General features: G+C 61.4%; 12 protein-coding genes and 1 pseudogene. 4 read left to right on the top strand and 9 right to left on the bottom strand.

Features of this window, described 5'->3' with window-relative positions; genetic code table 11:
* Positions 1-129: 129 nt before the first annotated feature.
* From CIT31_RS10860 to CIT31_RS10870, 3 genes are all read right to left on the bottom strand, one after another.
* Positions 130-726, bottom strand: a complete 597-nt coding sequence (locus CIT31_RS10860; RefSeq protein ID WP_095518610.1) for a LysE family translocator — start codon at positions 724-726, stop codon at positions 130-132.
* Positions 727-853: 127 nt separating this feature from the next.
* Entirely contained in the window at positions 854-1,426 is a 573-nt protein-coding gene (gene ilvN / locus CIT31_RS10865) for an acetolactate synthase small subunit (protein ID WP_029351349.1), read from the bottom strand.
* Between the two features lie 82 nt (positions 1,427-1,508).
* Positions 1,509-3,290 carry an acetolactate synthase 3 large subunit gene (locus CIT31_RS10870; protein WP_095518611.1) on the bottom strand — a complete coding sequence of 594 codons (1,782 nt, stop codon included), beginning with the start codon at positions 3,288-3,290 and terminating at the stop codon, positions 1,509-1,511.
* 495 nt (positions 3,291-3,785) lie between these two features.
* On the opposite strand from CIT31_RS10870, the gene CIT31_RS10875 reads away from it, so the two are divergent.
* Positions 3,786-5,588, top strand: coding sequence for an NAD(P)/FAD-dependent oxidoreductase (locus CIT31_RS10875; protein WP_095518612.1), 1,803 nt, complete (start codon positions 3,786-3,788; stop codon positions 5,586-5,588).
* 13 nt (positions 5,589-5,601) lie between these two features.
* Here the strand turns inward: CIT31_RS10875 and CIT31_RS10880 are convergent, their stop codons facing one another.
* From CIT31_RS10880 to CIT31_RS10890, 3 genes and pseudogenes are all read right to left on the bottom strand, one after another.
* Entirely contained in the window at positions 5,602-6,129 is a 528-nt protein-coding gene (locus tag CIT31_RS10880) for a GNAT family N-acetyltransferase (RefSeq protein ID WP_095518613.1), read from the bottom strand.
* 58 nt (positions 6,130-6,187) lie between these two features.
* Positions 6,188-6,495, bottom strand: a pseudogene (locus tag CIT31_RS10885) (hypothetical protein).
* 4 nt (positions 6,496-6,499) lie between these two features.
* On the bottom strand, positions 6,500-7,066 hold the full coding sequence (locus tag CIT31_RS10890) for a helix-turn-helix domain-containing protein (RefSeq protein WP_095518614.1): 567 nt from the start codon (positions 7,064-7,066) through the stop codon (positions 6,500-6,502).
* 153 nt (positions 7,067-7,219) lie between these two features.
* Here CIT31_RS10890 and CIT31_RS10895 point away from each other — a divergent pair, with 153 nt between their 5' ends.
* Complete coding sequence (locus tag CIT31_RS10895; protein ID WP_095519315.1) at positions 7,220-9,049, top strand: ATP-binding protein; 1,830 nt, start codon at positions 7,220-7,222, stop codon at positions 9,047-9,049.
* A gap of 320 nt (positions 9,050-9,369) precedes the next feature.
* Here CIT31_RS10895 and CIT31_RS10900 read toward each other — a convergent pair whose 3' ends face one another.
* Both CIT31_RS10900 and miaA read right to left on the bottom strand, forming a co-directional pair.
* Entirely contained in the window at positions 9,370-10,161 is a 792-nt protein-coding gene (locus CIT31_RS10900; protein ID WP_065010266.1) for a GGDEF domain-containing protein, read from the bottom strand.
* A 104-nt stretch (positions 10,162-10,265) separates the two neighbouring features.
* Positions 10,266-11,279: a tRNA (adenosine(37)-N6)-dimethylallyltransferase MiaA gene (miaA, locus tag CIT31_RS10905; protein WP_425350592.1), complete on the bottom strand. Its 1,014-nt coding sequence runs from the start codon at positions 11,277-11,279 to the stop codon at positions 10,266-10,268.
* Between miaA and serB the strand changes: the two genes are divergently transcribed.
* A complete protein-coding gene (serB, locus tag CIT31_RS10910) occupies positions 11,248-12,150 on the top strand; it encodes a phosphoserine phosphatase SerB (RefSeq protein ID WP_095519316.1) in 903 nt (300 codons plus the stop codon). The two genes, miaA and serB, sit on opposite strands and share 32 nt — an antisense overlap.
* On the top strand, positions 12,147-12,710 hold the full coding sequence (locus CIT31_RS10915) for a GNAT family N-acetyltransferase (RefSeq protein ID WP_095518615.1): 564 nt from the start codon (positions 12,147-12,149) through the stop codon (positions 12,708-12,710). The genes serB and CIT31_RS10915 overlap by 4 nt, the downstream gene beginning before the upstream one ends.
* Here the strand turns inward: CIT31_RS10915 and CIT31_RS10920 are convergent, their stop codons facing one another.
* The gene (locus CIT31_RS10920; RefSeq protein ID WP_095518616.1) at positions 12,711-12,971 is read right to left on the bottom strand and encodes a type II toxin-antitoxin system HicB family antitoxin; all 261 of its coding nucleotides are present in this window, start codon (positions 12,969-12,971) and stop codon (positions 12,711-12,713) included.
* Positions 12,972-13,175: the final 204 nt, after the last annotated feature.

Raw genomic sequence — 13,175 nt, forward strand, 5'->3', positions numbered from 1 at the left:
GTCATATCTTGACGTAACTCGCAGCCTAGTGCCGCGGTTTTCACCAAGTAGATAGCAGGCGCCGAAGGCGAAAAAGTGCCAAAACCCGGCATTACGAAGATTTAATGTGCAGTGCACAATAAAAGGCAGCTACCGAAGCATCGGCCACAGCGTCGCCGCCAGCAGAACGCCCATGGCGATGTTGAACCATTTCAGCCGTACCGGATCCGACAGAAAACCGCGCAGCGCCATGCCGAAACCTGCCCACACCGAAACACTCGGCAGGTTGACGACGGTGAAGGCTATCGAGATCAACGCCACCGACAGAAACGGATGCTCCGGAATGGCATAGACGGCCATGGCAGTGATAGCCATCACCCAAGCCTTGGGATTGACCCACTGGAACGCCGCCGCATCGATGAAACGCATCGGTCGCGCATTGGCCTCGCCCTTGCCGCTGAGCGAACGCGACATGGCGACCTTCCAGGCGAGATAGAGCAGGTAGACGCCGCCCGCGACCTTCAACCCGGTGTGCAGCGCCGGAAACGCAGTCAGCACGGCGCCGAGACCGAAGCCGACGGCCAGCAGCAGCACGAGAAAGCCGATGCTGATGCCCAGCATGTGCGGAATGGTTTTGGCAAAACCGAAATTCACGCCGGAAGCCAAAAGCATGAAGTTGTTCGGGCCCGGCGTGATCGAAGTCACGAAGGCATAGACCAGCAGGGCAAGAAATGCATCGAGGGTCATGGCTTCTTCCCAAGCAGGTCAGCAACAAAGGCCACCCCGCGCCGGCAGCCGGCCCAGAGGATCAGCACCAAAAGCAACAGACAGGTGTAGGCGGCGCCAGCGCGTTGGAGCCATAGCGCCGGACGGTTTACATCCCTTGCGGGCCGCGATTCATCGCCGCCACGCCGGTCCGGCAGATCTCGACCAGGCCGAGCGGTTTCATGATGGCGATGAACTGGTCGATCTTGGAGCCCTTACCAGTGATCTCGAAGATGAAATGCTCGGTATTGGCGTCGATGACGCTAGCGCGGAAGGCATCGGCCAGCCTCAGCGCCTCGACGCGACCTTCGCCGGTGCCGGCCACTTTCACCAGCGCGAGCTCCCGCTCCAGCGGCCGGTCCTGGCCGAGTTCATGCGAGCGCACGGTGAGATCGACGACACGGTGCACCGGCACGATGCGCTCGAGCTGATGCTTGATCTGCTCCAGCACATGCGGCGTACCCCGCGTTACGATGGTGATGCGCGACAGATGCTTTTCATGTTCGGTTTCGGAGACCGTCAGGCTCTCGATGTTGTAGCCGCGTCCGGAAAACAGGCCGATGACCCGGGCCAGCACGCCCGGCTCGTTGTCGACCAGCACGGAAAGCGTGTGAGTCTCCGGCTTTTCCGTTTCCTTGGCGATGAAGTAGGCGGAGCCGGTCGGTTGAAGCTGTGCGTTCATGACATGAATCTCGATTTCAAACTTTTGAGCCAATTCTCTGTTTCCGCACGGCTTCTTCCGACAGCCCTGCCCCGGCTGACAGTTACACCAGTTCCCTGCCCTTGGCGTCGATGGCGTTGGCCACCGCCTCGTCGGTCGCCTCATCCGGCAGAAGAATCTCGTTGTGCGCCTTGCCCGACGGGATCATTGGGAAGCAGTTGGCAAGTGTCGCCACCCGGCAGTCGAAGATCACCGGCTTCTTCACCGAAATCATCTCCTTGATCGCGTCGTCCAGCTCGTCCGGCTTCTCGCAGCGGATGCCGTGGCCGCCATAGGCTTCGGCAAGCTTGACGAAATCCGGCATCGCTTCGGTGTAGGAATGCGACAGCCGGTTGCCGTGCAGAAGCTGCTGCCACTGCCGCACCATGCCCATATACTGGTTGTTGAGGATGAAGATCTTGATCGGCGCTTCGTGCTGCACCGCGGCACTCATCTCCTGCATCGTCATCTGCACCGAGGCGTCGCCGGCAATGTCGATGACCAGCGCATCCGGGTGCGCGATCTGGACGCCGAGCGCCGCCGGCAGGCCGTAGCCCATCGTGCCGAGCCCACCGGAGGTCATCCAGCGGTTCGGCTTCTCGAAATGGTAGTGCTGCGCCGCCCACATCTGGTGCTGGCCGACCTCGGTGGTGATGTAGGTGTCCATGTCTTTGGTCAGTGCGTAGAGCCGCTGGACGGCATATTGCGGCATGATCACGTCGTGGTTCATCTTGTAGGCAAGTGAATCCCGCGCCCGCCATTTCGCGATCTGCTCCCACCACGGGTGGAGCGCCTTCTTGTCGGCTTTGGCGGTCGCCCGCCACAGCCGCACCAGATCCTCCAGCACCCGGCCGACATCGCCGATGATGGGCACATCGGTGTGGACGTTCTTGTTGATCGACGATGGATCGATGTCGATATGGATCTTCTTCGAGTTCGGCGAGAACGCGGTGAGCCGACCGGTAATACGGTCGTCGAAGCGCGCGCCGATGCAGACCATGACGTCGCAATCATGCATCGCCATATTGGCTTCATAGGTGCCGTGCATGCCGAGCATGCCCATCCAGTTCTTGCCCGACGCCGGATAGGCGCCAAGGCCCATCAGCGTCGAGGTGATCGGGAAGCCGGTCAGATCGACCAGTTCGCGCAGCAAATGGCTGGCTTCCGGGCCGGAATTGATGACACCGCCGCCCGTATAGAGGATCGGCCTTTTCGCGTTGGCCATCAGTTCGACCGCCGCCTTGATCTTTTCCAGGTCGCCCTGGACCTTAGGCTGATAGCTCGTGCGCGGCGCCGTCTGTGGCGGCACGTAGATGCCCTTGGCGAACTGCACGTCCTTCGGAATATCGACGACGACCGGACCGGGACGTCCTGTCGTTGCGACGTGGAAGGCCTCGTGGATGATTGCCGCGAGCTCGTTGACGTCCTTCACCAGCCAATTGTGTTTGGTGCAGGGGCGCGTGATGCCGATCGTGTCGCACTCCTGGAACGCGTCCGAGCCGATCAGCGAGGTCGGTACCTGACCGGTCAGGCAGACCAGCGGGATCGAATCCATCAGCGCATCCTGCAAGGGCGTCACCGCGTTGGTGGCGCCCGGCCCCGACGTCACCAGCATGACGCCGGCCTTGCCGGTCGAGCGCGCATAGCCCTCCGCCGCATGACCCGCGCCTTGCTCGTGACGGACGAGGATGTGCTCGACCTCGTCCTGTTGGAAGATTTCATCATAGATCGGGAGAACCGCGCCACCCGGATAGCCGAAAACATGTTTGACGCCGTTATCCTTCAGCGCCTGCACCACCATTTCGGCACCGGTCATTTCGCGCCGCTCGTTCTGTCCACTGCTCATCGGTCTGGTCCCGTACTGTCCGCCATGCGGCGATTGCTGGTCGTTTAGTCGTGTTTCGGGCAATAAAAAAGGCCCCCGAGGGAGCCTGTGTCTTGCGCATGGGAGGTTTTCGCCCGGCGGTTACACCGCCTTGCCCACGCGCTTTCCTACTACGAGAATGAGTGCCGTTTTCATGGTGGCGGACAATAGAATTGGTTTTGCGCCGCTGTCAACGGGGAATGTGACACGATGCCAAAGGGTTTGAACCCGTTGGTCATATCGGACGGCAGGTTGACGATCATCGCATTGAGCCAGTTGGTTCCGCCACAAGGCACCGTTCCGGTACGATCGCCGGCAGGACCAGAGTTCACGATCGTCCCGATAAGCCATTGAAACCACGCCAAACTATTTGACGACGTGACGCGGCGCACAGTTTGCCGCGATACTCCGGTCAACCGGGCTGGGAGGGTCCGGCATAGCCACGATGACGACCAGGACTTCACGGGAGGAAATCTGATGCTCGACAAGGCCCCAGGCAAGAAACTGTCCGACCTGCTCGACCGATTCGGCGCAGCGCTTGCCGCCGGCGACATCGACAAGGCGGTCGGGTGCTTTCAGGAAGACTGCTACTGGCGCGACCTGGTGACCTTCACCTGGAACATCAAGACCATGGAAGGTCGCGACCAGGTGCACGATATGCTGACGAGCCAGTTGGCGAAGTCGAAACCTTCGAACTGGGCGCTTGCGAAAGGCGAAGAGGCCACAGAGAGCGACGGGCTGCTCGAAGGTTGGATCAGCTTCGAAACGGAGGTTGCGCGCGGCTTCGGCCATATCAGGTTGAAGAACGGCAAGATCTGGACGCTCCTCACCACCATGGTCGAGCTGAAGGGTCATGAGGAACCCGCCGGCTTCGCCCGGCCGTTGGGCGCCAAGCATGGTCACGGAAAAAACCGGCCGACCTGGAAAGAGGAGCGTGAGAAAGAAGCCGCCGAACTTGGCTTTGTCAGTCAGCCCTACACGCTGATCATCGGCGGCGGCCAGGGCGGCATCGCGCTCGGTGCCCGGCTGAGGCAGCTCGGCGTGCCGACCATCATCGTCGAGAAGAACGAGCGTGCCGGCGATTCATGGCGCAGGCGCTACAAGTCGCTCTGCCTGCACGACCCGGTCTGGTACGATCATCTGCCCTATATCGACTTCCCCAGGAACTGGCCGGTCTTCTCGCCCAAGGACAAGATCGGCGACTGGCTGGAAATGTACACCAAGGTCATGGAGCTGAACTACTGGTCCTCCACCGAGGCCAAGAGCGCCGCCTATGACGACGAGAAAAAGGAGTGGACGGTCGTCGTCCATCGCGGTGGCAAGGACATAACGCTGAAGCCGAAGCAGCTGGTGCTGGCCACCGGCATGTCGGGCCGGCCCAACATCCCGAAGTTCAAGGGCATGGAGAATTTCAAGGGTGATCAGCACCATTCTGCGAAACATCCCGGTCCGGACAGCTACGTTGGCAAGAAGGTCGTCGTCATCGGTTCGAACAATTCCGCGCACGATATCTGCGCGGCACTCTGGGAAGCCGGCGTCGACGTCACCATGGTGCAGCGCTCGACCACGCATATCGTCAAATCCGACACGCTGATGGATGTCGGGCTCGGCGCGCTCTATTCGGAGCAGGCCGTGCAAAACGGCATGACCACGGCCAAGGCCGACCTCATCTTCGCCTCCCTGCCCTACAAGATCCTGCACGAGTTCCAGATCCCGCTCTACGAAAAGATGAAGAAGCGCGATGCCGCCTTCTATGAGGGCCTGGAAAGGGCCGGCTTCATGCTCGACTGGGGCGACGACGGTTCGGGCCTATTCATGAAATATCTCAGGCGCGGTTCCGGCTACTACATCGACATCGGCGCCTCCCAGCTGATCATCGACGGCGCCGTCAAGCTAAAAAGCGGCGTCGACGTGACCGAGATCAAGGAACATTCGGTCCTGCTCAGCGACAGCACCGAACTGCCGGCCGATGTCGTCGTCTATGCCACCGGCTACGGTTCGATGAACGGCTGGGCAGCGGAGCTGATCTCGAAAGAAGTCGCCGACAAAGTCGGGAAGTGCTGGGGTCTCGGCTCGAACACCACCAAGGACCCCGGCCCCTGGGAGGGCGAACAGCGCAACATGTGGAAGCCGACACAACAGGAAGCGCTCTGGTTCCACGGCGGCAATCTGCACCAGTCACGCCACTATTCGCAGTTCCTGTCGCTGCAGTTGAAAGCACGGCTCGAGGGCATCGCAACGCCTGTCTACGGGCTGCAGGAGGTCCACCACACGGGATAGAAATTCGGGGCTGTTACCGGGACTGGCCGATGCGCTTCCAGTAGATAAGCGTACCGGTCAGTCCGCCATGCGGCTTCAATGCAAAGTCCGGTATCTCACCGGCAAGCGTGAAGCCCAACCTCTCATAGAGACCGGAAGCGCCCTCCTCTGTCGCCGTATCCAGGACCAGCAGCGTGCGGCCTTTTTCGACTGCGAAGCTTTCGGCCGCCGACATCAGGCGAGTAGCCACGCCTTTGCCGCGATGGTCGACGCGGGTCATCAGCTTGGCGATCTCGGCCCGGTGCGGCTGGTTGGGGGGACAGTCGAGCAGCAAGGTCACGGTGCCGACCAGAGCCTCGCCGTCCCAGGCACCGAGCACAGCTCTTTCGCCTCTTGCAGCCGCGATAAGCGACTTCCTCCAGAAGGCGCCTGCGGCGTCCGGCGCCAGCGGATGCATGAAACTGACCGATCCACCGGCCGCAACCGTCTCGATCAGCATATCGACCAGCATTGCGTGCGTTTCCGCAGTTTGTGTCAGAGCCTTGATTTCGATGCAACTCATGCGTGCGGTGATCCTTGAACAAGATGAAACGACTGTGAAGTCGCGATCGTCGCTGCCGTCAGTCGGAAAGGTTGACACGCCTTCGCCTCCTGGCCCGACGAATTTCTGCGATGCGCTCTGCATCTTCTTCCTGCAGATGCCGCCCGCGCTCCAGCAGTTCGAGCGTGTATTCCTCATATGTCAGGCCCAGCCGCTCGGCCTTGTCCAGCCGCATCAAAACGACGTCACGGCTTGGCGCTTTCCAGCTTTGGCGTGGGCTGCCTGCCAGGCAAGGAAGATGTAGGCGTCGCACTTGCCCCATGGCGGCCCCTCATAGTCGTCAAGAGGCGGCCCGCCATTGTCGTTGCGTTTGGGGCGACGCGTCATTGCCTCAGCCTCTGACCAGCGCGACCAGATAGTCGGCGGCGGCCGGTCCCGGAGCATGGAACGTGCAATCCGATGGCGCGCCAAGCGCCAGGCAGTCACCCGGTTCGAGGCCGTGGACGATGTCGCCCTCGGTGAATTCCAGCCGTCCGGAAATCAGCCATATCTGCTGTCTGATGAAGGCATAGGACGCTGCCGGAAAGCTCACCTTGGCCCCCGCCGGCAATTGGACCCGGATCAGTTCGAGCGGCATGTCCGAGACCGGCGAAAGATGCCGCCGGACATAGCCGGTGGCGGGATCGCGCCAAACCGGCTGATCGTTTTCGCGAAGCAAACCGCCGGCTTGCAGCTCGGCCCGCGCGATGAGGGTGGAAAGCGTCATGCCGAAGGCCGCGGCGATGCGCACGAGAAGTGCCGCGGTCGGGCTCGTCTTGCCGCGCTCTATCGTGCTGAGCATGGCTTTCGACACGTCGGACCGGTCCGCGAGCTCCGCCAGCGACCAGTCCCTCAAGGCTCTTTCGGAGCGTATTCGCCTGCCGATGGTCGAGGAGATATCGTTCGCTATATCACTCATTCATCCGGTATATCGAAATTTTGGGGTCGAGCAAGGGCCGATCGGTCCAATTTTTGCGAATGGTTTAATGTCCCCTACACCATCCGACCTCATCCGCCTTTAACCCCGTCGGTGTAAGGTCGATTGCCTGGGGAAATGGGAAACAGCCTGTCCATGTTCGTCGACCGCGAAGCCTCCGTCGGAGAGCCGACCTTGCAGGAGCGCCGCAAGGCGGAGCAGAACGACAAGCGCGTTCTGGGCAATGTCGTCCAGTGCGACGGCGCGCGCGCCACCATCAGCGCCCATGCCGCCGATGTCGAAGGCACGGTCACCGGCCATTGGAGTGTCGGCAAGATGATCTCCATCAACCTTGGCGCCACGCGAACCGTCGGGCTGGTCTACGAGGTCGGCAAGTCGGATCGCGCCTGGCACAATGCGGGCCAGAACCCGATAGAGGTCAGCATCGAGCTCATCGGCGAGGTGCGCGACGGCGCCGAGCCCGGCACCAAACCGATTTTCGACCGCGGTATCACCACCTATCCGCATATCGGCGCCATCGCCCACCGCATCCGCAGCCGCGACCTGCAGGCGGTCTATGATCTCGCCGGACGTCATTCGATCACCATCGGCACGCTGTCACAGGATGAGGCGATCGACGCCAACATCGCCATCGACGACACGCTGGCGCGCCATTTCGCCATTGTCGGCACCACAGGCGTCGGCAAATCCACCGCTGTCTCGCTGCTTTTGCGCAAATCGATCGCCGCTCGACCCGACCTGCGCGTTCTCATCCTCGATCCGCACAACGAGTTCGCCGCGTCCTTGCCCGAGCACTGCGTCAGGGTCGATTCGACGACGCTGGACTTGCCCTTCTGGATGTTCAAGCTCGAGGAATTTGCCGAAGTGCTGTTTCGCGGGCGCGAGACCGTGCCGGAAGAGGTCGATGCTTTGCGCGATCTCATTCCCGCAGCCAAGAACTTGTATCGCAACCCGAATTCCGGCACCTATCTCAGGCGTGGCACTAATACACTGACCGCGGACACCCCGGTGCCCTATCGCGTTGTCGATCTTATCAAGCAGATCGACGAGCGCATGGGACTGCTGGAAAGCAAGAACGACCGCCCCACCCTCAAATCGCTGAAGACGCGCATCGAATCGGCAGCCTCGGATCCGCGCTACCGCTTCATGTTCAATTCGCGGCTGATCGAAGATACCATCCACGAGACGATCGGCAATATTTTCCGCGTGCCGCATCACGGGCGCCCGGTGACCTGCTTCGAGATGGCCGGCATGCCGTCGGAAGTGGTCAATTCCGTCTGTTCGGTGCTGGCGCGCCTGGCCTTCGACCTTGCACTGTGGAGCGAAGGCCGGCTGCGGCTGCTTTTGCTGTGCGAGGAAGCACACCGCTATATGCCGGCCGATCCGCGCCTTGGTTTTGCGCCGACCCGACACGCGCTGTCGCGCATCGCCAAGGAAGGCCGCAAATATGGCTGTTATCTCGGTATCGTCACCCAGCGCCCGGGCGAGCTCGATCCCACCATCCTGTCGCAGTGCTCGACCTTTTTCGCTATGCGGCTTGCCAATGAGCAGGACCAGGCGATCATCCGCTCGGCGATCGCCGATTCCTCGGCCTCGACGCTGGCATTCCTGTCTTCGATGGGCCAGCGCGAAGCCATCGCCTTCGGTGAGGGCGTGGCAACGACCATGCGGCTGAAGTTCGAGAAAATGTCCGATGACCTGATTCCAGGCACGGCCAAGCGCGAGGAAGCCTTGCCGTCCGAAACCGGCAATGATGTCGACCTGGTGGCGATCGTCGAAAGGCTGCGCAACGTACCGAAATCGCAGCAGGCGATGGCCTTCGCCGAAGTCGTGGATTCCGCCCGACAGGCCGGTGACCCCAACTACCGAAAGCCACCCGTCCCGCGCGTCCAACCCGACGACGATTTCGACATGCGTTATGGCTTGAAACCCGCAACCTTCGGCCTGCGCCCGCAGAACGATTGAGCCGGCGACGGTTAAAGTCTCCATGGATCCAGCGCCCTGCGCGCTTGAGATACCGGGCAAGCTTTCCCTGCTTGGGTAAATCCCGTCAGGAAATTCGTCAGGCTGAGCCGGATTGTGTCGTTTTCGAGAACCGGAGCGGAGTGGACATTCAGTCCACGAGCACGCGCATGACCCCAAAATCGTGATCGATTTTCGGAAAGGATCATGGGCGCAAAATCAAGATGCTACAGCGTCCTTTGCGAGTCCAAAGGACGCGCGGCGCTGTAGTAGCGCAGAAAACGGCATCAGGCGGCTAGCCTCACGAATTTAGTGACGGGATTTTAGGCGCAGACGCGGTTTCGGCCTTGCCTCTTGGCCTCATACAGCTGGCGGTCGGCGCGGCGATAGAACTCTTCGGCGGTTTCCTTACGGTCCCAGACGGCAAGGCCGACGCTCGTGGTGATCTTCAGGCGGACATTGCCTGACAGTATCGACATGTTGGCAATAGCCTTGCGGATGCGCTCGGCGAATTTGGACAGAAGTTCGGCGTCCATGTTGGGCGTGACGACTGCGAACTCCTCGCCACCCAGACGCGCCACCACATCGTGATAGCGTGTCATGTCCTTGAGGCAGTTGGCGACCGCCCGCAACACCTCGTCACCAACATCATGGCCGTGGGTGTCGTTGACCTGCTTGAAATGGTCGAGGTCAAGGATCATCAGCCCGACCGGCTTCTCGATGCGGCGGAATTCCTCGAGATATTCCTTCAGTGCGTCATCGAAATAGCGCCGGTTCTGCATACCGGTCAGGCTGTCGGTCAGCGCCGCATGTTCCAGCGTTTCCGAACGGGCGCTGAGCGAAACCGTCATGGCGCGCAGCTTGCCTTCTTCTGTCGCCTGCTTGCGGATCAGCGGATAGATGAAGAAAATGCCGAAGAACAGGGCAGTCGCCAAAAGAACGCCGGTCCCAAACAGCAGCTTGTTGAGATAGATGATCTTGTCGACCCTTGCGGGTGTATGAACGTCTTCGGCGAAGGCCTGCAGAAGCCCATAGGCGTGAAGCGTCACTAGGCCGGCGGCCAGGATCACGAATATAAACACAAAAAAGGCTGATTCCGCCTTGTGAAAACGCATCTGCTCCCCGTTGGAAAATTCCCAAAGGCGTTATGGCATGGACGGGCTTACGGAGGGTTAATTAGGACAACTTCGACGGGAAGTCTCCCCTCAAAATCAACTTTTCAGGTTGCACTGGAAAGGGGATCCGAGATCGTGGATTCCACACGATCACCAGGGCGCAATCTCATCCATTCCGGACCCAACTGATGCCTGAACCAGGTCGCCTGGCGCTTGGCATATTGTCGCGTCGCGATCTTCGCGCGCTCGATCGCTTCGGGGAAACTCAACTCGCCGGCCATTGCGGCCTGGAGTTCGCGAACGCCGATCGCTTTCATCGCCGGCAAGTCGGGATCGAGGCCAAGGTCGGTCAGCCGCCTGACCTCGTCGAGAGCGCCCTTCTCCAGCATGCGGTCGAACCGCGCCTCGATCCGCTCCACCAGCTCCGCTCGGTCCGGTTCGATCACAAAGAAACGCGTGCTGGCCCTGTCGATCAGTGGACGGCCGCGCGCCGCCTGCCATTCCAGGATGGAACGGCCCGATGCGTCGAGCACCTCCAGCGCCCGCACGATGCGCTGGCCGTCGGTCGGCTTCAGCATCATGCCGGTTGCGGAATCCTCGCGCAGCAGGATGCGGTGCAGCTTGGCTGCGCCCTGCTCCTGGAGTTCGTAGCGCCAGCGATCACGGATCGACTGCGGAATGTCGGGCATTTCCGAAATGCCTTCCGCAAGCGCCCGAAAATAAAGCCCCGTCCCACCGACGAAAATCACCGGCCGTTCGAAGAACGTGCCGACCCGTCGTTCCAAGAACGCACCGTTGTCGATGAGCTTCATCACATCGCGCAGCCAGGCGCCGGTGGAATATGCGGTGGAGGGATGGACATGTCCGTAGAGGAAATGCGGGACGCGAGCGAGTTCGGCAGCAGTCGGCCGCGCCGTCAGCACGTCGAGCACCGAATAGCCTTGCATGGAATCGGTGTTGACGACGACGCCGCCATTGCGCTCGGCGAGGTCGACCGCAAGGGCGGACTTGCCGCTGGCGGTCGGCCCGGCTATCAGGATCGCGTTCTTAACGCGGCCCTCGCCCGCCTGCCTGCCGGAATTTTCGATGCCCCCGCTTGCCACGCCCTTGGTCGCCACGCTTGTGTCCCATCCCGCCGGCCGCGCATTGTCGCCGGCGCTTGCGAATATGGTGTCACGGTCGGTTGGCGCAAGCACTGTTCGCTGGCTGGCCGAAGGCATCGCCTGCGAAATCGCTTTGCCCGAGGCGGCCGAAGCCGTTGAAACGACCGCCGGCCTGCGCGCCGTGCTCGCACCCGAACCGGTCGACGTGATCGTCCAGCAGGCCGAGGGAAGGCGGAAGAAAATCCTCATCGCCGATATGGATTCGACTGTTATCGACCAGGAATGCATCGACGAGCTTGCCGACGAGATCGGCGTCAAGGATTACGTCGCCGCCATCACGGCGCGATCGATGAATGGCGAGATCGCATTCGAGCCGGCCTTGCGCGAGCGGGTGGCGCTGCTGAAAGGCCTCGACGCTGCCGTGGTCGACCGCGTCATCGCCAACCGCTTGACGCTGGCCTCCGGCGGCCGCGCACTTGTCCAGACCATGCGGGCCAATGGCGCATGGACTGCACTCGTGTCGGGTGGCTTCAACGTCTTCACCTCACGCATCGCCGCCATGCTCGGCTTTCAGGAGAACCGCGCCAACCGCCTGATCGAGCAGGACGGCCACTTCACCGGGCTGGTGGCCGAGCCGATCCTGGGGCGTGCCGCCAAGGCCGATGCGCTGCTCGAGATTTCGGCGCGACTCGGGCTGACGACCGCCGACGCCATGGCTGTCGGCGATGGCGCCAACGACCTCGACATGATCCGCCTAGCCGGCACCGGTGTGGCACTTCATGCCAAACAGGTCGTGGCGGCGGAGGCAAAATTCCGCATTGACCACGGCGACCTGACGGCGCTGCTCTATCTGCAGGGCTACCGGCGGGAGGAATTTGTGGAGTGACGCCGATCCGCACCGAGCGCCTGATCCTGCGCAACTGGGAGGATCGCGACCGTGAGCTCTTCTACCGCATCAATTCCGACGAACGCGTCATGGAATTCTTTCCATTTCGCCGCGACCGCGCTGCCGCGGACGCCAAAATGGACGAGTTCCGCGCCTGGATCGCCGAGGATGGCTACGGTTTCGCTGCCGCCGAGATAATTGAAACGCGCCAATGCATCGGCTTCGTCGGCCTCCTCGACACCGATCATTTGCCCTTCCTGCCTGCCGGCACAGTCGAGATCGGCTGGCGGCTGGCGCCCGAATTCTGGGGCCATGGTTATGTCACCGAGGCAGCCGAAGCGTGGCTCGCCTATGGCTTCGAAACGCTTGGCCTCGACGAAATCGTGTCCTTCGCCGTTAGGGATAACAGCCGTTCCACAGCCGTCATGAAGCGCCTGGGCATGATTGCCGACCCGGCCAGCGATTTCGACCACCCCGGCATTCCGGACAGCCATGCCATGCTCAAGCGGCATGTGTTCTACAGGCTGACAGCCAAGGAATGGCAAAAAAACCGGCCTTGATCAGTGCTTGTCAAACGGAAGCTCGCCGCCGGGTTGCGGCGGTTTGACGCCGACGCGATCGAGCATTTTAGCGAAATCATCGCCTGATGCATCACCAGCCCGTCGACGTAGGAAATCGGCCGCTGTCTCCATGGCTCCAACCTTTTGCGCCACGGCCGAAGCGATCCACTGGTTAAGCGACACCCCATCAGCCTTTGCCAGACGTGCAGCCGCCTCCTTGATCGACAAGGGAAGTTTCAACGGATAGGTCGCCTTGCTCATGTTCGAAATCCTTCCAACAATTCGGCGGGACTGATGACTGGAACTTCAAAACGGCCTGCCGCAGTGACAAAATCGCGGCGATTGTGAGTGACCAATGCGTCTGCCCGACGATTGATCGCAGCCGCAAGCACCATCTCATCCTTCGGATTGCGGGCGCCAGAGAAAGTGCAGCTCGACCGGTTCTGCCAAGACAGCAAAGCCGGC

The organism is Mesorhizobium wenxiniae, from assembly GCF_002284535.1.
GTDB classification, from domain to species: domain Bacteria; phylum Pseudomonadota; class Alphaproteobacteria; order Rhizobiales; family Rhizobiaceae; genus Mesorhizobium; species Mesorhizobium wenxiniae.